The sequence below is a fragment of the Nocardia uniformis NBRC 13702 genome (genome assembly GCF_001613345.1).
Taxonomy (GTDB): domain Bacteria; phylum Actinomycetota; class Actinomycetes; order Mycobacteriales; family Mycobacteriaceae; genus Nocardia; species Nocardia uniformis.
On sequence record NZ_BDCE01000102.1, the window covers coordinates 16,338 to 35,657 of the forward strand.

A 19,320-nucleotide genomic window follows, 5' to 3' on the forward strand; every position below is an offset into this window, starting at 1 on the left:
CGCACCGCGTCGGCACTACGTGGGTTACACCGGTCAGCGCATCACTTTAAGGCAAGAATCACAGAAGGTCTCTACTTGAATCAATTCGGTTCGCGCAGCCAGGGATCCTCGAATATCGGCGGTGTCGGCAGTTGCAGGGTCGGCAGCGGCGGTGGGCGATAGATATACGGCGGAGTACGCGTGGTCGTCGAGGGGCTCGGGTGTGTCGACGAGGTGGTGGGCGGCGGTTCCGGCGTGGTGGTCGGGGGTGGCTCCACCGGGGCGGGCGGCGCCGGTTCGATTGGCTCCGTGGGTACTTCGACGATGGGCGGCGGGACCGGCGATTCCTCCGACGGCATCGGCAGGACGGGCGGCAGTTCGCCACCCGTCGCGACCGGTTCGGAGCGGACCTCACCGCGCGGCGGACCCGGCGGGGAATCGTCGGGCTGCAACAGGGCCGCGACACCCAGGCCACCGAGTAGCAACCCCACCACTGCCGCGGCCGCGGCGATCAGGAGCGGGCCGCGGTTGCGAGCGGGCGGGGCGGGCGCGGGTTCGGCCATCTCCGCCTCGGCCACCGCCGGTTCCGCGGTGGTCGCCGTCGGGATGGCTACCGAGTACGCCTGCTGCGGCGGTGGCGGGAATTTGATCGCGGGCAGAATGACGGTGGCATCGGCCGCGTTCTCGATAACCGTGGAGTCGGGTGGGGTGAGACCGGCCGGGGTGGCGAGGACGGCGGCCAGGGCCGCGCGCGCCGCCTGGTAGGCGAATGCCTTACCGGTCTCGGAGTCCGGACTGGGCAGGTCACGCTCGCTGACCAGCACCACCGACTTGAGCCCGAGGTAGTCGAGCGCGTCGCGGACGGACCGGATGTGGGGTTCCGGCCAGCCCGTCGGATGGGTGGCATAGAACTCGGCCGGGCCGTTCAGGAATTCGGTGGCCAGGTCGATCAGGCAGAACGCGGCGGTGGCCCACAGGTCCTCGGCGCGGTACGCCTCGCCGTCGTCGACGGGGATACCGTCCGGATTGCCCACCGCCGCGACGAATCCACCGATGGAATGCGCATGCTCGGTCGGCTGCTCGCCGCCCAGCACGGCATCGCCGTCGTCGGACATGTGCAGCGTCGACTCGCGGACGATGTAGTGCACCGGGAGGGTGGCATCGTCCCCGGTCACGATCGCGACGACGCATTCGTCGTCGGCGATGTGTAGGCCGACCCCAGTGGCCATCCTTGTTACCTCATTCGGTGCGTCCAGGTCGGGCGTCCGCGCCCCGGGTCTTACACCAGGAGTGACCCGTGGCCCATAGCGCGGAGCATTGACAATAACTCCGAACGAGACCCGGCACCGATTCGACGTCTGATCCGCGCCACATGATGCTCCACGGTCTTGGCCGAGATATACAGCCGGGCACCTATCTCCCGATAGGTGAGGCCGAGCAGAACCAGCTCCGCGACCTCGCGTTCACGCTCGCTGAGCACGGCGTCGGGCAGCGGTTCCGGACGTGGGGCAGGGGTCGCCGGGAGTGGGCGCACCGGATGGTCGGAGGGGCGCGATTGGACTCGGACGGTGCGCGCCAGTTTCAACAGCGCCGTCGCCGTCGCCGAATCGTCGGCAGCGAGCGCGGCCTCACTGGCGAGGCGGGCGGCATCCCAGCTCAGGCCCAGCCCGGCGAGTCGGCGCACCGCCGCCTCGACCGGGGCGCGTTCGACTTGGCCGCGCAGCACCAGCACCCAGGTGCGGCCCGCGTCGGCCAGTGCGGCGGCCTGGGGATCACCGGCCTGCGCCGCCGTTTTCAGCCGATGCGCGTGCGGGAGCAGTTCCTCCGGACTCTCATGGGCGATGGCGGCCTGGATCGCGTACCAGTGGAAGGAATTCGCCCAGGCGGGCGGATCGCCGAGCCTGCGCAGTAGCTGCCGGGCCGCGTCGACCAGTGCGGTCACCCGGGCCTCGTCCCGCAAACGGATGCCGGCGAGCCACAATTCGCCGATCGGAAGCAGCGTCAGCAAATCCGCGCCGACCTCGTCGAAGAGCGGGATGGCGGCCTGCCAGGCCAGGGTGAGCGCGGTGTGGTCGCCACCGCGCCGGGCCAGTCCGACAATGACGGCGTGCGCGAGGAGGCGGTCGCGCGGATCGAGGGCGGTGGGATCGAGTTGAGCGACCACGGCGGCGGCCGCACGTTCGTCACCACCCAGCATGGCGACCCACGCCGCCAGTACTCGCAGTTGCGGATCGGCGGCGGCGCCGCCGCGCAGGGCGTCCGCCGCGCGCCGGGGCTCGCCCATACTCAGGGACAGCAGCGCGGCGATGGACACTGCCGAACAGGGCAGGAAGCGGTCCCCGCCCGCGTCGGACTGCGTGAGACTCGAATGCGCGGCGTGGATCAGCTCGGAGGCGGCGATGAGCGCCGCGCCACGACGCTCATCGGTGGGGCATTTGGGGAAACCCATTGCCGCTGTCGCTATGCCGGCTGCCCCGGAGGCGGCGGGCGTGCCGTAGGCCGTAGAGTTCGGCGACCCGTCCGCAGAGCGTTCTGTCGTGGAGTCGAAGCCCGAGCGCGGCCGGGTCGTGCGCCCGCCGGTCTCACCGGTGAGCGCTGCTGCCGCGCTGTGCGCGGTATCGGTTCGAATCCGGGGGAAGCCGATTGCGGCTACAGCTGTTTCGGGTGTACCCGACGGAATGGGTTCGGATGGTGGATCCAGCTTCGACATAGCGGGACTATTCGCCGTGGAGAAGCCGATACCGATGCTCGGCCGGGACACTCGCTGGTCCGGTGCGGCGGAGTCTGGACCGAGTGCCTCGGAAACCGCCGCCGCGTCGGTCCAATCGGATCGTTTGCCGGTCGTGGTCGGTGAATTCGGTGCGCTCCCCCGAGTATCCACACCTGTGAACGCTGGGGATGAATCGGGACGCGGTGCTGGCGAACCCGGCCCGACCGACTTCGCCAGCGCCGTGGCAATGAGACCGGCGCGGGCGGTCGCCTCGGTGGGTGGCCACCGATCGGCGGAGGCGGAGAGCGCGTGCGCGGCGGTGGCATCGCCGGCGAGATAGAGGACCGCTGCGCCGACTGCCCAGTCCGGGCCGACGCGGTGCGCGCCGAGCCAGGTGTAGAGCTGGGCGGCGCGGGAGATGAGCCCGCGACGGGTCCAGACGCCCGCGCAGATGCGAACCGCGGCAGCGAGTTCCGCCGGCGCGATATCGTCGCGGGCGAGGGCGGGCTCGGCCTGGCGCAGGGCCGTGTCGCAGTCACCGGTGCGGGCGGCCGCATCGGCCCAGCGGACGGCGATGGTGGTGGGGTCGGCCCCGGCCGTGGCGGCGGCGGCGTAGTAGCGGACCGCTTCATCGCCCGCCTTTTCGGCTGCGGTGCAGAGGAATTCGGCCAGCCGTGGATCGCGTACGCCGGATTCGGCCAGCAGGAGGGCGGTGTGGTCGCGGAGCAGCCCGGCATCCAGGCGGGCTCGCAGCAGGCGGCGTTGCACGGCCAGGAAGCGGCGGTCGCCGACCAGGGTGCGCAGCGGGGCGACGGCGGGTGCCACCAGTAGATCCGCATCGGTAATGAGGGCGCTGGCCCGGGCGCGATCCACCAGATCCTGTGCGGTCGGGGCGGTTACGTCCAGGACCTCGATGAGCTCAGCGGCGTCCAGGCCCGCGCCGATGGCGGCCACGACCAGGGTGTCGAGCAGGTCCGGGTCGGCATCGTCGAGGCGGGCGCGGGCCCACGTGGTGACGGCGGTGTCGACCGCTCCCACCCCCGCATCCAGCCGGGTCGCGCAGGCGGCGGTCAGGGCCGCCACCACGCCGCCGTGGATACCGTCGGTCTGGCGGTGGATGTGCTGGGTCAGGCCACGCGGCACCATCATGCCGAGTTCCCGTGCGAACGGCGCGATTTCGGCCAGTGCCAGGGCGCGCAGGTCGACCACGCGACCACGCCGCGCCACCAGGTCGGTGAGGGTGCGCAGTCGTTGATCGTGCGGGCGGGGACAACTGGCGATGACAACGGTATGGGTACCGGATTCAGCTGCCGCACAGAGGTTTTTGAGAGCGATGTCGGACAGGGTGTGGGCGTCGTCTACCACCAGAGCCACGCGGGGCCCACCGGGGCGGCCCGGTTGTCTACCGGCTTGATACCCCTGGACCGCCGGGAATCCGCCCACCGTTTGGCCCGCGACGGCCGGGAAACCGTTTGTGGCACCGGCGGAATCGGCCGGATTGTCCGACAGTGCGATGCCGCGTGCCCGCAACCGGCTGCGAATCGCCGACAGCAGGGTGGATTTACCGGTGCCGGAACGGCCTCGGATCAGGTACAGCAGGGGAGTGGGATCCTCGGAATCCAACTCCCGGAAGATTTCTCGCGCGCCCGGCAAAGAGTCGAGCGCGACGGGGGTATTGCCGACCACGAGAACCAACCCCTAGCCGCCCGTATTGGGAACGAGTTGTTTCGGCGCGTCGAGCGCCGTGCTGACAGTGCTACCGGCCCGATCGACGATGTCGGGTAGGGCGGTGGGTAGGCCGGGCATCGTGGGCATCGAGGGCTGCTGCGGGGCGGGGAGTTGAACCGCCGGAGGTTGTGGCGCGGCAGCGGGATCTGATGGGGGCTGATTGGGCGGCGCGGCCGGTTCCGCCGGTGGCTGGGCAGCCTCGGTGGGAGCGCCGGTCGTGCCGCCCGGGCCGGGGGTGTTGGCCGGACCGGTCGTGTTTGCCGGGCTGGGGGTGTTGCCCGGGCCGGGGGTCGGGGCCGGGCTACCGGGGGATCCGGTCGGGTGCACGGCGATTGGGGCGACCGGAGCGCCGGTGATGTGCTCCGATCCGGTGGTGTTCGACGCGGCGACCGTGGTCGACGGCGGCGCAGGTGTGAGCGAATCCGATGGTGCCGATTGCATGCTGGTGCCGAGCGCCAGGGTGCCGGTGGTCAACGCCGCGACCGCGATGGCGGCGGCACTGATTACGACCAACCGCCGCCGGTTGCGTTTGCCCGCGGGTGGGGGCTCGACCGGTAAGGAGGGCAGCGAGAGGGAAATCCGCTCGGTGCCGTCGGTTGCGTCGGGAACGTTCGCGATCGCCTTGCCACGTCCCTTGCCAGCGGGATGTGCGCTGCTGATTCCGCGTGGATTCGCACCCCGCGGCTGGTCGGCATCTGCGGCTTTATCCGTCGCACCGTCGATATCGACGTGGATGGGCGCGGTCGGTGCCGCCGCCAGCGCCGGGTGCGGTTCGGTGGCGGTGGTGGCGAGAAGATCCGCCGCCAGCAGGGCCGCGCCGTGTGCGCTGATATGTGCGGGATCGGCGGCCGCGGCCACCGGAATGCCGAATTCCGTCGACAGCAGTTCCGTCACCAGCGGAATCGTCGCGCCGCCGCCGGTGAGCAGGATGCCTTCGAGTTCCTTGACCTGGAGTCCGGCGCGACGCACCGCCTCCCGCAGCAGATCCATGGAAGTGAGCAGCGGGCCGCGCAGCAGTTCCTCGAGTTCGTCGCGCACCAGTCGGACATCCATCCCGAAGGCGGGCAGTCGGACCGGCACCACGGCCGCGGTCTTTTTGGAAAGTGATTCCTTCGCAATTCTGCAGCGAACGCGCAGCGCCGCTAATTCCTGTTCCACCATCGGGTCGAAGGGATCGAAATCGTTTCCCCCCACCGCATTAGCCAGCACGTAGCGCATCGCCAGTAGGTCGAATTCCGTACCCGATACCACCGCCGAGTGCACTGGTTCGCCGAGTAGACCCGACAGTGGACCGGTACGTACCACTGAAACCGTCAAACCGGTCGCGCCGAGGTCATATACCGCCATCGCACCGTCATGTACGGACTCGTGTACTTCCTGCAACCAGCGCATGGCCGCGGCAGGTTCCGGTACCAGCGCAACACCTTCCAGCCCGGCGGCGGTGAGCGCGGTGCGCTGCACCTCCACCGTGTGCTGCGACCACCAGGCCGGGTAGCAGGCGGCGGTAGCCGCGGCGGGGCCGGTGTCGTCCAACGCCCGACCGATCGCCGCGGCCACGAGATCTGCTGCGCGAACAGCGGATCCGTCACCCGTCCGGATATCGACCGGATCCCCTACCCGGGAGAGAATGCTCTCCGGAACCTCGGCCGCCGAGCCCAGGAGGCTCGGGAGGATATGTAGTCTGCGGTTTCCCCCCGAAGTCGTCACGGCGACCGTATTCAGCGACCCGACAGTTATGCCGAGCGCCTGACCCTGACCCATTCGAGAACCCCTGTCATTCGAAACGCCCTGCCCGGCGTGATGTTCGAAAGTCGATCAGTCCGATTTGTTCTAAACCATTTGCGTTCGGTCCGTGTGGACTCATGGGACCTGTCGGTTGCTGGGGGATCGTCGTTACCGGATTGGGGGTAGGTACGGGGAAATCCCCCTAATGCCCACCCCGCCCCCAATGAGAACGGGTCCGGCAACAGGGGAGTTCACCCCGTTCCGGCGTAACGCGTGAGGTTCCTAACGTGAAAGGCAATTCAACTGAGTGGACCGAGGGGGTCCGCCGAAGGAGACGATTTGCCATGAGTCCCAATGCGATCCTCGAGTTCATCCTCAACCTGCTGCGCGATCCGGCGGCCGCCGCCAGCTACTGCACCAATCCCGGACTGGCACTGACCGATGCCGGGCTGGTGTCGGTGACACCGGAGGACATTGCCGCCGTAGCGCCCATGGTGGCCGAATCCGCGCTGGTAGCGGGTGGTTCCCAACTGTCGGCGATCGTTGCCGCCGGTGGGGTGTGCGGTGCGGTGGATACCGGAGTGAACGGTTCGGCGTCGGTAGGTGCGGTCGCGGCGGGGACGGCCGGACTCGCCGTAACCGCAGCCACCGCCGCCGCGGCCGAGGTGGCCCTCGGCGGCGAGCTCGGAGCTGGCCTGGACCTGGGCCTTTCCGCCGGAGCGGGTGGGGCCGCCGACCTCGGGGCGCAGCTGGCCGCCGGGATCGAGGGGGCCGTCGCGGCTGGCGTAGGTGCCGCCGTGGACCTGGAAACCGGTCTGTCCGGAGCGGTCGGTACGCAGGTCGGCGCGGATCTGAGCGCCGGATTGCAGGGCGCGATCGGTGCGGTAGCCCAGGCTGGCGCGGATCTGACCGCGGGCATCGGGGGCGCTGTCACGACGGCCACCGGCCTCGGGGCCGGACTGGGCGCGTCGCTGGGCGGCGTGGTCGACGCTGCCACCGGTGTGGGCGCGGGCCTCGGAGCCGGGCTCGGTGCGGCCGTGAACGGTGCGGTCGGCGCGGGTGCGGGACTCGGTGCTGGCGTGAGTGCCGGGGTCGAGGGCCTGGTGAACGCGGGTGTGGAACTCGGTGGTGGTTTGTCGGGTGGGCTGGAGTCGGCGCTGGGCGCGGGTGGTCAGGCGGCCGTGGATCTTGGTGCGGCTGTGAATGGTGCGGTGGGCGCGGGTGTCGGGCTCGGTGCGGGAGTGGGCGCGGGAGTCGATGGTCTGGTCGATGCCGGTGTGCAGCTCGGTAGTGGTCTGGAGGCTGGGCTTTCGACCGGTATCGGTGGTGTGGTGAATGCGGGCACCCAGGTCGGTGCGGAACTCGGTGGTGGTTTGTCGGGTGGGCTGGAGTCGGCGCTGGGCGCGGGTGGTCAGGCGGCCGTGGATCTTGGTGCGGCTGTGAACGGTGCGGTGGACGCGGGTGCCGGGCTCGGTGCAGGTGTCGGTGGTGTGGTGAATGCGGGCACCCAGGTCGGTGTGGAACTCGGTGGTGGTTTGTCGGGTGGGCTGGAGTCGGCGCTCGGGGCCGGTGGTCAGGCGGCGGCGGATCTTGGTGCGGGAGCGAGCGCGGGAGCCGATGGTCTGGTCGATGCCGGTGTGCAGCTCGGTAGTGGTCTGGAGGCTGGGGTTTCCACCGGTATCGGGGGCGTGGTGAACGCGGGTACTCAGGCGGGTGCGGAGCTTGGTGGTGGCTTGTCCGGTGGGGTGGATGCGGCGCTCGGCGGCGGTGTGCAGGCCGCGACCGATCTCGGCGCGCAGGTCGGAACTGGGCTCGATGCGGGGCTTTCCGGCGGTTTCGACGGCGCGGTGAATGCTGGCGGACAGTTCGGCGGTGGGCTGGAGACCGGGATCGGGTCGGTGGTCGACGGTCAGCTGGGAACCGGTGTGGGGACGGATCTTTCGGGAGCGGTCGATGGCGGGTTGTCGACCGGGGTGGACTCGGCGCTCGGCGCTGCGGGTCAGGTTGGCGGTGGGTTGTCGACCGGTCTGGATTCCGCGATCGGGGCTACGGGACAGATCGGCGGTGGTTTCGACGGCGCGCTGGGGGCGGAGTCGGGATTGCACGGAGGTGGCGCTGTGGATTCCGGAGTTGCCGCGAATCCCTGGGCGGGGCTGGACGTTTCGCAGACCTTCGGGGCCGGGGTGGACGGCGGGCTGGCCGGTGGCACCGATGGCGGGCTGTACGGGGAGGGCGGCTTCGGCGGTGGCGCAGAGGCCGGGAGTTATGCGGATGGCGACATCATCGGCGACATTCTGCATTCCTGAGTACCGCACTCCTGAGCGAGGATTGGTGAGACTGCTGTGACCGGCACCGTGATGGCGAATCCACTGCTGTCGATACTGGGGGAGACCATCGCGGTCGCGCGCGCGGCCGAGCGGGGGGACCTGGTGGGGCGGCTGGAGACCGTCGCGCAGCGGGTCCGCGATCCGCGACGACGGATCGTGGTGGCGGGGTTGGGCAATCAGGGCAAGAGTCAGTTCGTGAACGCGCTGCTCAACCTGGATGTATGTGCGGTGGGCGATGATACGACCACCACCGTCACGGTCACCCTGTCGCACGGTCAGCAGCCGCGGGCGGCGGCGGTACTCGCCGGACCGGGTGGCGGTGATACCGAATCCACCCGGGTGCCGGTACCTTTCGAGGAGCTCGGGGTCACCGACCACGCGATGAGGGCGCGGCCGGTGCTGCGGGTGGAGGTGGAAACCCCCAACCAGCTGCTCGCCGACGGGATCGTACTGGTCGACACCCCCGGTCTGGGCGCGCACGGAAATTCAGGCGCGGCAGGTGTTTTCGGTGCGATCCCGGCGGCGGACGCGGTACTGGTACTCACCGACGCCTCCACCGAACTCACCGCGCCGGAGGTAGAATTCCTGCGGCAGGCGCGGGAACTGTGTCCGGCGGTGGCGGTCCTGCTCAGCAAGGTCGACCTGTACCCGCACTGGCGGCAGGTGTCCGAAGCCAATCAGCGGCATCTGGCGCATGCCGGACTCGAACTGCCGATTATCCCGGTGTCCTCGCTCCTGCGCACACACGCCATGCGCCTGCGCGATGAACAGTTGGGCCGCGAATCCGGGTTCGGGCAGGTGTTCCAGTTCCTGCGTGACCAGGTGGTGGCTCGCGACGTGACGGCGGTGCGGCAGGCGGTGGGCCTCGATATCGGTTCGGCGGCCGAGCATTTGGCACTGGCGCTGGGTAGTGAGCTGGTGGCACTGCGGGATCCGGAGCGCGGAGCCGCCGCCATTCGTGAATTGCGCGCGGCCAAGGCAGCCGCCGAACAATTGCGGCGGCGCACCGCCACCTGGCAGCAGACCCTGGGCGACGGAATCACCGACCTGGCCGGTGATATCGACCATGACCTGCGCAATCGACTGCGCAATATCGCCCGCGAGGCCGAGGAGTGGATCGACGATCACGATCCCGGGCGACACTGGGACGCCATCGAGGAATGGCTCACCGGCATGGTCGGAACCGCCGTGGGCGATAACCTGCTGTGGACGCGGACCCGCACCATCAAGCTGGCCGAACAGGTCGCCGGACATTTCACCGAGCTGGGTGCGGTGGATCTACCGGAGGTGTCGAACACACTCGACCCCGGTGGTTCTCGCGTGGGCTCCTGCACACTCGCCGATCTCGAACCGGATCTCGGCTTCACACACAAGGTGCTGGTCGGCGTTCGGGGCTCCTACGGCGGCGTGGTCATGGTCGGATTGGCGGGGACGCTCGCGGGTATGGCGCTCATCAACCCGCTCTCGCTCGGCGCGGGAGTAATCCTGGGCAGCAAGGCTTTCCGCGACGATAAGCAGGCCCGCCTGGCCAAACGCCGTGCCGAGGCCAAACAAGCCGTCCGCCGCTACGTAGACGACATCGCCTTTCACTGTGGCAAGGAAACCAAGGACCGCCTACACCGCATCCACCGCCTCCTCCGCGACCACTTCACCGGCATAGCCGACCGCAGCCTCCGCTCCCTCGACGATTCCCTCCGCGCCGCCCAGGAGGCCGCCGGTGTCGAATCGACCCGCCGCACCGCCCGCTGCACCGAACTCGAACGCCAGCTCCGGGTTGTGGCCGAACTCCGCCGCCACGCGGAGGCACTGCTGCCCTCCGGTGCGCGTACGACCGAGCCCGCACTCCCACCGGGCCAACCGCCGCGCACCGCCCTGGGAGCCCCTTGATACGCGGCTCGCACCTCCCCGCGCAACCGGAACCTCACACAGCACCAGCCATCCCGGCACCCCGGCCCAGGCTCCGCACCCCGGCCCAGGCTCGGCACCCAGTCCGGCCCAGGCCCGGAGCCCCGGCCCGGAGCCCCGGCCCAGGCCCAGGCTCGGCACCCAGTCCAGCCCAGGCCCGGTACCCAGCCCCAGCCCCAGCCCCAGGCCCAGGCCCAGGCCCAGGCCCAGGCCCGGTACCCAACCCAGGCTCAGTACCCAGCCCGTCATTCCGGCGTGCTTTTGGCCGGAATCCACCGCAATGGTTGGGCCGCTACAGGTGTGGATCCCGGCCAAAAACACGCCGGAATGACTGGGGCGTGGAGTGTCGCGATGACTGAGGCGGTGCTGTGCCGGGATGGCTCAGGCGTGGCGTGCCGCGATGATCGAGGCGGTGCTGTGCCGGGATGGCTCAGGCGTGGCGTGCCGCGATGATCGAGGCGGTGCTGTGCCGGGATGACTCGGGTGTGGGCCGCCGGAATGGCTTTCCGGTCCGCGGTGCGCCGCACCTGGGCAAGCTCAGCGGGTAGTGGGCGGAGGTGAATTGTGCCCCGGTACCGTGACCAGATGGTTTTCGACACCCCGGGTGCTGTGGCCGGGATCGTGCCCGAGGCGCGACGGTTGATCGGTGTGGCCCGGCAGGCCTATGCCGGGCAGGCGCGGCCGGGCGCGTTGCTCGCCGATTGTGCGCGGCGACTGGATGAACCGCTGCGGGTGGCCTTGGCCGGGCAGTTGAAGGCCGGGAAGTCGACGCTGCTGAACGCACTGGTCGGGCAGGATATCGCGCCGACGGATGCGACCGAGTGCACCCGATTGGTGACCTGGTATCGGCATGGGGCCACGCCCCGGGTGACCGCGTACGCACGCGATGGGGCGCGGGCCGATGTGGTGGTGCGCCGCGATCGCGGGGCCGATGGGCTACCGGGCGCGCACGGGCTGCACTTCGATCTGTCGGCACTGCGCTGGAATGCCGCGGGTGCGCGATCGGTGGAGCATCTCGACGTGCAGTGGCCGTCGGAGGAGTTGGCCCGCACCACGATTATCGACACCCCGGGTATCTCGTCGCTGTCGCAGGAGGTGTCGGCGCGCACCTCCCGGTTGCTCACCCCTACCGCCGACCCGGCCGGTGTCGCCCTGCCGAGCGCCGATGCCGTTGTCTACCTCCTGCGCCGCCTGGATGCCGCCGATGTGGACTTCCTCGAAACCATCGGTGCGGGATCCGGTGCGGTGCATCGCGGTTCGGCGGTGTCGGGCCCGCTGGGCGCGGTCGGCGTGGTGTCGCGTGCGGATGAGATCGGTGCCGGACGTATCGACGCTCTGCATTCCGCTCGCGATGTGGCATCGAGGTTCGCGGACGAACTGGAGCGAACCGGCCTGTGCCAGTCCGTTATCCCGGTGGCCGGATTGCTCGCCTTCGCCGCCGCGACGCTGCGGCAGCGGGAGTACGCGGCCTTCGAAGCGCTGGCAGCGGTCCCCACCGAGGAGCTCACCGCCGCCCTGCTCTCCGCCGACCGCTTCGCCCGCCCCGACCTGCGATTACCTGTGCCTCCGGAGCTGCGCGCCCACCTCGCCGCGCGCTTCGGTCTGTTCGGAATCCGCCTGTCCGTCACCCTGATCCGGCTCGGCGTCCGCGACTCCGCGTCCCTCGCAGCCGAACTCACCGCTCGCAGCGGCCTCGATGAACTCCGCACCGTCCTGGACGTGCAATTCGCCCAGCGCGCGGAGGAACTCAAGGCGCATTCCGCGCTGACCGGTCTGGCCCGAGTCCTCACCGCCTTCCCGGGCACCGCCGCCGACTCCGTCCTGCCGCGAGTCCGCACGCTACTCGCCGATGTCCACGGCTTCGCGGAATTGCGACTCCTCGGTCGCCTCCGTTCCGACGACCTCCCCCTCCCGGCCGACGATCTGACCGAACTTCACCGCCTCATAGGAGGTTCCGGCGTCGCCCCGCACCTGCGTCTCGGCCTCCCCGCCGACGCCGACCTCGCGACCCAGCACGGTGGCGCGCTCGCCGCCGTCCGCAAATGGCGTTCCCGAGCCGGCCACCCACTGGCCGACCAATCGACGGCCGCCGCCTGCCTCATCGCGGCTCGCAGCGCGGAGGGTCTGCTGGACCTGCTGCAGGAACCGCCGACCACACCGTTCACCCGAATCCGCCGCTAGGGCGCGGTTTTCGGGCTGCGCGGATCGATGAGGATCTTGGCGTGATGGTCGGGGGAGGCGAGCGTGGCGAAGGCGGTGTCGATACCGTCCAGACCCACGGTGCCGGTGATCAGTGGGGACGGGTCCACCTTGCCGTCGGCGATCATATGCAGGGTGTCGCGGAATTCACCGGGGTCGTAGCCGAGGACGAAGCGGAGTTCGATTTCCTTATTGATGGCTGTGGCGGGGTGGATCTGGTCGGTCTGCATGCAGACGCCCACCACGACCACCCGGGACATGGGTGGAGCGGCAGTCAGGATCTGGTCGAGAATCCCTGGGACACCGACGCATTCGAAGATGACCGGCGTATTCGGGCCCTGGTTGAGGGCGTGAGCGGCACGGAAGAGGTACCACCACGGCAGATTCGGAATCCGGCGGAACTTGTCCATGGCGTCGAAGCCGAGGTTAAGGATATCGGTGGCGCCGGTAATGCGGGACTTGTGCGGAGCCGCGTCCCATGGAGATTCGGTACCGGGATCGACCACCACATCCGCTCCACAGCGGGCGGCGAGTTCGCGACGGCGCGGTGAGAAGTCGCTGGCCACCACCGTCCGCACCCCGGCGGCCTTCAGCATGCTGATGACCGCCAAACCAATGGGCCCGCAACCGATCACGAAAGCCGTTTGCTTCTTGCCGATCCGGCCTTTTCGCACGGCATGCCAGGCCACCGCCATGGGTTCGGTCAGGGCGGCGAGTTCCGCCGACAACCCATTGGGTACGGGGAAGGTCATGGATTCCTGCACCACGACCTGCTCGGCATAACCACCGGGCGCGGCGACCGACAGTCCGGTCAGATGCGGTTCGCGGCCGTGCCGCAGGATGGGCAGCGCGACCACCGGAGTGCCGATCCGCCAACGCTTTCGGCAGCCCGGCCCGTAATCGACTATCTCCCCGGAGAATTCGTGTCCGAGCACCACGCTCTGCTCCGAGCGCATGAAGTGGTTGTAGCCGGTGGCCGAGGCCAGGTCGGCGAGTTCATCGCAATGGACGCGCGCGTGTAGATCGGAGCCGCAGATCCCGCACCGGGTCACCTCGATCAGCACCTGTCCGCTGCCCGGAACGGGGGTCGGGAGATCCCGCACCTGGAATTCGCCCTTGGTGACGACGGTCGCTCGCATGACTGACTCCTGACGAAGACGGTGTCCGCCAGATTCTTCCCGACTCGGCTGCCGGAGGACTCCGCTTCGCCGAGGTCTGCTGAGCGCATGGCGTGTGGAATGCGCCGCACCGGGTACGCGCACCATGTCCGGAAGGGTAGGTGCCGCATGAGCCGACAAGGGGTCGTCCGCGCATTGCTGGATCGCGCGGGAACCAGTTACGCCGCAGAGGCCGGTATCCGGCTGGCCGATAAACCCGCACCCCTCTATCAATTGCTGGTGCTCGCCCACCTGCTCAGTACCCGAATCTCCGCGGATATCGCCGTGGCCGCCACCCGCGAGCTCGTGACCAGCGGATACCGCACGCCACACCGGGTCGCCGATGCCGACTGGCAGGAGCTTGTCGACGCCCTCGGCCGCGCCCGATACCGGCGCTACGACGAATCCACCGCGAGCCGCCTCGGCGCGAATGCCGCCCTGCTGCTCGACCGCTACGAAGGCGACCTGCGCAAAGTCGCGGCGGAAGCCGACCACGACCCCAGTCGTCTGGCCGATCTGCTGCAGCAGTTCCAAGGCATCGGCCCGGTCGGCGCGGATATCTTCCTCCGCGAGGTGCAGGACACCTGGACCTGGGCCCGCCCGCATTTCGACGAGCGAGCCCGCAGCGGCGCGCGACAACTCGATCTGCCCACCGACGCCGACAGCCTGGCCCGCCTCGCGCCCGGCCACGACGCCGACCTGGCCGCCGCCCTCGTTCGGATCACCCTCGATCGCGACCTCGCGCGCGAGGTACTCGCCGCAGCCGAATAGCGCGCGTAGGAACGGCCCGCAACCGTCAACCGGTGGAATGGCGGGGGCGGCACCACGCATTCGAGCTCGGTAACAGCGGGATGCCACGCCCATAGGTGGGTTAGGGCGTACGCGGCATACCACCAGCGCTTACGATCCCGATGTGGGATCGAGATCGTCCGGAGCGCCGGGGCAGTCGACGGGGTCCGGGCAAATCCGGGCACGGGATATCGACCGTGTGAATGCGCGGGCCCGCCTCGACGCCGCCTATGAGGAGGGGCAGCTCGCGGCGGGCGAGTATCACACGCGATCCGAGCGCGCGGGTAAGGCGGAGACGCTCGCGCAGCTGCACCGACTGGTAGCGGATTTGCAGGCCTCGCCGGGGACGGCGGATCTGAAGCTGCCTCAACCGGATTCGGTCCACCGCGGAACGCGACGGGCCGGTTACCCGCCCCATGTTCGAGCGCGCGACGACGACCGTGCCGCCACCTGCGTGCTGTTTGGACGCGGCACTCGGCGATGGCCAGCTCGCCGCGGACGATCATCGCACCCTGATCGAATTGGCCGGGACGGCAAAGACTCTGGGTGAGCTCACGGAGTTCACCGCGGACCTGCAGCGGACGTCCGACGCCCCCGCCGGGCCGCGGCCGCCGCGCTCACATCGACGGCAGTGGTTCGCCGCGATACTGGTGGCCGCGACCGTGGCGGCGGCGGCCACCGGCTTTGCCCTGGTATATCGACCGGCGGTGACCATCTCGATGCCGGGTGATCCCGAATTGGATGCGGCGGCACCACTGGTGATCGCGACTCCCAGTCTGGTGACTCGCGAGGGCATGGCGCTGTTTCGTGACCAATACCGTGCCAGGTTCGGTGACACCATCGCCGACCGATTCCTGCTCTATCCCGATATGGCCAGTGTCGATCGACCGTCGGCAATTCGCGACACGCTGTATGAGAGCTGGAACTACCGAGGCGGTTTCGCGAAGTCGGGTGACCCGAGGTCACGGACGTCCGGCACCGTCACGGTCGATCTCGGAACCCTGGATATCGATGCCATGGCGAGTCTGATCACCCTGGCCGTCACCGGACTGGGGGTCGAGCAGGGGCGCGTCACCCACATTGTTTTCGACGCCAGCCGTGCCGGCCGGGGCCAGCCATCGGTGGTGATCTACGTCAACAACGAGTTCAAGGAGAGCGCCCACCTGGAGGCGACTCCGAGCGGCGAAATCCTGCGACAGTCCCCGTTCCGGAAGTAGGTGGGAGAGCCCGTGCGAACATCCCGGCACAGCGGCCTGCGCGTGCGTGACACCGATCGCGTCGATGCCTGCGCCCTCCTCGACGCCGCGCGCGACAATGGCCAGCTCACTGCGAACGAGCACGATGACCGCACCGTGAAAGCCATGCGCGCCAAGACTTTCGGCGATCTGGACGGGCTGATCGGGGATTTGCAGGTACCCGCCAATCTGGTCGATACCCCGGTGGTGCGGACCGATCGTCGTCGCCGCTCGCGGCGCTGGGAGGTGGCGGCGGCCGTGGTCGGTGCGGCCGGGATCCTCGGCGCGCTCGTCGGTTGGGGCGCGCGCGAGACGGTTGGGCGGCCTATGCCCGACCTGAATACCGGCCGTGGACTGGACGCTCTCATTGCCGACTATCGCGAGCGATACGGCGACACCATGGTCGACGAGCTGACCCTCTACCCCGACTACGTGATCATCGAGCGGCAATCGGGCACACAGACCCAGCGCATTCGCTACGACGGCGGTTTCAACGCCTACACCGAGTCCTCGCGATCGGACAAGGCGGAGGCCTTCGACCTCGCGACCATCGACGTCCCCGTCATCGCCCGATTCATCGCCGGAGCCCCGAAAAGCGTCCGTGCGCCCGGCAGCCCGGTCGGCCACATCATGATCGAACGGCCCGAGAAGGGCGAGAACCCCTTCGTTCGGATCTATGTCGAAAGCCCGGGGAAGACCGGATACCTGGAGGTCACGACCGCCGGGGAGCCGCTGCGGGTCAACCGGGTGGACGAGTAGCCGCCATCGGCGGGGCCTGCCCCGCGATCGCGGGCCAGCACCGACCCTTGGTTTCAGACCGGTCGGCATGGTCCACAATGACTCCCGGGTCGACCTCGCTGGGGGCTCGTAGCGAACTCTCGCGAAAAATTTCTCCACACCCCGGGAATAGATCGACCTGGGCCCTCAGTTGGTCATTCACGTCAAGGTTGAGCGAGTACGACTCAAGTTCAAGTTGCATCCCGGACGAACCGAGTGCAGGATTGAGCCGACCACGCTCAGTGTTGCTGAGAGCTCTGCTCCAGTGCCAAGCAAGGTACGTCAACTAGGAGGAATCAAAATGGCTCGTGCGGTCGGTATCGACCTCGGGACCACGAACTCGGTCATCGCTGTTCTCGAAGGCGGTGAGCCGGTCGTCGTCGCCAACTCGGAGGGATCACGTACCACTCCCTCGATTGTCGCGTTCGCTAAGAACGGCGAGGTGCTTGTCGGTCAGCCCGCCAAGAACCAGGCCGTCACCAACGTCGATCGCACCATCCGCTCGGTCAAGCGCCATATGGGCGAAGACTGGTCGGTGGAAATCGACAACAAGAAGTACACCCCGCAGGAAATCTCCGCGCGCACGCTCATGAAGCTGAAGCGCGACGCCGAGGCGTACCTCGGTGAGGAGATCACCGACGCGGTCATCACCGTCCCCGCCTACTTCGAGGACGCGCAGCGCCAGGCGACCAAGGAAGCCGGCCAGATCGCGGGCCTCAATGTGCTTCGCATCGTCAACGAGCCCACCGCGGCCGCGCTGGCGTACGGCCTGGACAAGGGCGACAAGGAGCAGTCCATCCTGGTCTTCGACCTCGGTGGCGGCACCTTCGATGTCTCGCTGCTCGATATCGGCGAGGGCGTTGTCGAGGTCCGCGCGACCTCCGGCGACAACCACCTCGGTGGTGACGACTGGGACGAGCGCGTCGTGGGATGGCTGGTCGACAAGTTCAAGGGCAGCTCGGGCATCGACCTGACCAAGGACAAGATGGCCATGCAGCGCCTGCGTGAGGCTGCCGAGAAGGCCAAGATCGAACTGTCCTCGGGCCAGAGCACCTCGATCAACCTGCCCTACATCACCGTGGACGCGGATAAGAACCCGCTGTTCCTCGATGAGCAGCTGACCCGTTCGGAGTTCCAGAAGATCACCTCCGATCTGCTGGATCGCACCCGCAAGCCGTTCCAGTCCGTGATCAAGGACGCCGGTATTTCCGTCGGCGATATCGATCATGTCGTGCTGGTCGGTGGTTCGACCCGTATGCCCGCCGTCTCCGAGCTCGTCAAGGAGCTGACCGGTGGCAAGGAGCCGAACAAGGGCGTGAACCCGGACGAGGTCGTCGCCATCGGCGCGGCCCTGCAGGCCGGTGTGCTCAAGGGCGAGGTCAAGGACGTCCTGCTGCTCGATGTCACCCCGCTGTCGCTGGGTATCGAGACCAAGGGTGGCGTGATGACCAAGCTCATCGAGCGCAACACCACCATCCCGACCAAGCGGTCCGAGACCTTCACCACGGCCGACGACAACCAGCCGTCCGTGCAGATCCAGGTCTTCCAGGGTGAGCGCGAAATCGCTTCGCACAACAAGCTGCTCGGCTCCTTCGAGCTGACCGGTATCCCGCCGGCTCCGCGTGGAGTGCCGCAGATCGAGGTCATCTTCGACATCGACGCCAACGGCATCGTCCACGTCACCGCCAAGGACAAGGGCACCGGCAAGGAGAACACGATCAAGATCCAGGACGGCTCCGGCCTGTCCAAGGAGGAGATCGACCGGATGGTGAAGGACGCCGAGGCGCACGCCGCCGAGGACAAGGCCCGTCGTGACGAGGCCGAGACCCGGAACCAGGCCGAGTCGCTGGTGCACCAGACCGAGAAGTTCATCTCCGATAACGAGGACAAGGTCCCGGCCGACGTCAAGTCCAAGGTCGAGGCGGCTATCAGTGAGGCGAACGAGGCGCTGAAGGGTACCGATATCGCGGTCATCAAGGCCGCGGTGGAGAAGCTCGCGACCGAGTCGCAGGCGCTGGGCCAAGCCATCTACGAGGCCTCGGCCGCGGATGCCGCTCAGTCCGAAAACGGCCAGAGCGCAACCGATTCCGATGACACCGTGGTGGACGCCGAGGTCGTTGAGGAGCCTGAGAAGAAGTGACAAACCACCGCGGCGGGCCGCGCGATGAGCGCAGCCCGGAACAAGAGCCGATCGTCGAAGATCCGGCCGCGGGTGAGGTTTTCGAGGCCGCGGCCGACGATGCAGTCGTCGCCGCGGCCCTCGGGCCTGACGGCGCAGCCGGAGTGAGTGCCGACGCACTCGCCGACGCCATTACCGCCGAACTGGCCGAGCGCACCGCTGATCTACAGCGACTGACCGCCGAGTACGCGAACTACCGGCGTCGTGTCGAACGGGACCGCAAGGCCACCATCGACACCGCCAAGGCACAGGTGGTCAGTGAACTGCTCGGTGTGCTCGACGATCTCGATCGGGCCCGCGCCCATGGCGACCTGGAAGCCGGACCCCTCAAGGGGGTGGCGGACAAGCTGGTCACCGCTCTGCAGAAGCAGGGCCTAGAGGAATTCGGTACGGAGGGTGAGCCTTTCGACCCGACCCTGCACGAGGCCGTGCAGCACGAGGGATCCGGACACGATCCGGTACTCGGCATGGTTATGCGCAAGGGTTACCGGTTCGGCGATCGCGTGCTCCGGCACGCACTGGTCGGAGTTACCGACGGACCTGGCAATGGCGATGGCGAACAACAGGATTCAACGAACGCTGGCATTGATGCCAACGGCATCGGATAAGA

The 19,320-nt window shown here is 68.5% G+C and carries 12 protein-coding genes and 1 pseudogene; 9 read left to right on the forward strand and 4 right to left on the reverse strand.

Translation table 11 applies throughout. From position 1 onward, the window contains the following. Window positions 1–80: 80 nt before the first annotated feature. From NU1_RS35630 to NU1_RS35640, 3 genes are read right to left on the reverse strand one after another with little or no spacing between them, the layout of a single operon-like run. Complete coding sequence (locus NU1_RS35630; protein ID WP_067528533.1) at window positions 81–1,208, reverse strand: hypothetical protein; 1,128 nt, start codon at window positions 1,206–1,208, stop codon at window positions 81–83. 50 nt (window positions 1,209–1,258) lie between these two features. After that, window positions 1,259–4,375 (reverse strand): LuxR C-terminal-related transcriptional regulator, encoded by a 3,117-nt coding sequence (locus NU1_RS35635; protein ID WP_245720466.1) that lies wholly within the window; start codon window positions 4,373–4,375, stop codon window positions 1,259–1,261. A 12-nt stretch (window positions 4,376–4,387) separates the two neighbouring features. Beyond that, a complete protein-coding gene (locus NU1_RS35640; RefSeq protein WP_067528537.1) occupies window positions 4,388–6,178 on the reverse strand; it encodes an Hsp70 family protein in 1,791 nt (596 codons plus the stop codon). A 308-nt stretch (window positions 6,179–6,486) separates the two neighbouring features. Here NU1_RS35640 and NU1_RS43900 point away from each other — a divergent pair, with 308 nt between their 5' ends. The 3 genes from NU1_RS43900 (at window position 6,487) to NU1_RS35655 (ending at window position 12,555) form a co-directional block, all read left to right on the forward strand. Continuing rightward, a complete protein-coding gene (locus NU1_RS43900) occupies window positions 6,487–8,448 on the forward strand; it encodes an IniB N-terminal domain-containing protein (RefSeq protein ID WP_067528539.1) in 1,962 nt (653 codons plus the stop codon). A 51-nt stretch (window positions 8,449–8,499) separates the two neighbouring features. Beyond that, window positions 8,500–10,356: a dynamin family protein gene (locus tag NU1_RS35650; RefSeq protein ID WP_067528615.1), complete on the forward strand. Its 1,857-nt coding sequence runs from the start codon at window positions 8,500–8,502 to the stop codon at window positions 10,354–10,356. 603 nt (window positions 10,357–10,959) lie between these two features. Next, window positions 10,960–12,555, forward strand: a complete 1,596-nt coding sequence (locus NU1_RS35655) for a dynamin family protein (RefSeq protein ID WP_067528542.1) — start codon at window positions 10,960–10,962, stop codon at window positions 12,553–12,555. On the opposite strand, the gene NU1_RS35660 is transcribed toward NU1_RS35655, so the two are convergent. After that, window positions 12,552–13,712 (reverse strand): zinc-binding dehydrogenase, encoded by a 1,161-nt coding sequence (locus NU1_RS35660; RefSeq protein WP_067528544.1) that lies wholly within the window; start codon window positions 13,710–13,712, stop codon window positions 12,552–12,554. The two genes, NU1_RS35655 and NU1_RS35660, sit on opposite strands and share 4 nt — an antisense overlap. Before the next feature lie 147 nt (window positions 13,713–13,859). On the opposite strand from NU1_RS35660, the gene NU1_RS35665 reads away from it, so the two are divergent. From NU1_RS35665 to grpE, 6 genes and pseudogenes are all read left to right on the forward strand, one after another. Further along, a complete protein-coding gene (locus tag NU1_RS35665) occupies window positions 13,860–14,501 on the forward strand; it encodes an HhH-GDP family DNA glycosylase (protein WP_067528546.1) in 642 nt (213 codons plus the stop codon). A 142-nt stretch (window positions 14,502–14,643) separates the two neighbouring features. Then, a pseudogene (locus NU1_RS43905) lies at window positions 14,644–14,841 on the forward strand (DUF1707 SHOCT-like domain-containing protein); the annotation flags it as partial. 94 nt (window positions 14,842–14,935) lie between these two features. Beyond that, complete coding sequence (locus NU1_RS35670; protein ID WP_157553463.1) at window positions 14,936–15,736, forward strand: DUF1707 domain-containing protein; 801 nt, start codon at window positions 14,936–14,938, stop codon at window positions 15,734–15,736. Window positions 15,737–15,748: 12 nt separating this feature from the next. Then, window positions 15,749–16,513: a DUF1707 SHOCT-like domain-containing protein gene (locus NU1_RS35675; RefSeq protein ID WP_067528548.1), complete on the forward strand. Its 765-nt coding sequence runs from the start codon at window positions 15,749–15,751 to the stop codon at window positions 16,511–16,513. Window positions 16,514–16,832: 319 nt separating this feature from the next. Continuing rightward, window positions 16,833–18,671 (forward strand): molecular chaperone DnaK, encoded by a 1,839-nt coding sequence (gene dnaK / locus NU1_RS35680; RefSeq protein WP_067528549.1) that lies wholly within the window; start codon window positions 16,833–16,835, stop codon window positions 18,669–18,671. Beyond that, window positions 18,668–19,318: a nucleotide exchange factor GrpE gene (gene grpE, locus NU1_RS35685; protein ID WP_067528551.1), complete on the forward strand. Its 651-nt coding sequence runs from the start codon at window positions 18,668–18,670 to the stop codon at window positions 19,316–19,318. Before dnaK ends, grpE begins: the two co-directional genes overlap by 4 nt. Window positions 19,319–19,320: the final 2 nt, after the last annotated feature.

Bases quoted from the DNA above. Each gene is read 5' to 3' on its own strand.
- NU1_RS35630 (WP_067528533.1), bottom strand. From the start codon at position 1,208: ATGGCCACTGGGGTCGGCCTACACATCGCCGACGACGAATGCGTCGTC.
- NU1_RS35640 (WP_067528537.1), bottom strand. From the start codon at position 6,178: ATGGGTCAGGGTCAGGCGCTCGGCATAACTGTCGGGTCGCTGAATACG.
- NU1_RS43900 (WP_067528539.1), top strand. From the start codon at position 6,487: ATGAGTCCCAATGCGATCCTCGAGTTCATCCTCAACCTGCTGCGCGAT.
- NU1_RS35650 (WP_067528615.1), top strand. From the start codon at position 8,500: ATGGCGAATCCACTGCTGTCGATACTGGGGGAGACCATCGCGGTCGCG.
- NU1_RS35655 (WP_067528542.1), top strand. From the start codon at position 10,960: ATGGTTTTCGACACCCCGGGTGCTGTGGCCGGGATCGTGCCCGAGGCG.
- NU1_RS35660 (WP_067528544.1), bottom strand. From the start codon at position 13,712: ATGCGAGCGACCGTCGTCACCAAGGGCGAATTCCAGGTGCGGGATCTC.
- NU1_RS35665 (WP_067528546.1), top strand. From the start codon at position 13,860: ATGAGCCGACAAGGGGTCGTCCGCGCATTGCTGGATCGCGCGGGAACC.
- NU1_RS35670 (WP_157553463.1), top strand. From the start codon at position 14,936: ATGTTCGAGCGCGCGACGACGACCGTGCCGCCACCTGCGTGCTGTTTG.
- dnaK (WP_067528549.1), top strand. From the start codon at position 16,833: ATGGCTCGTGCGGTCGGTATCGACCTCGGGACCACGAACTCGGTCATC.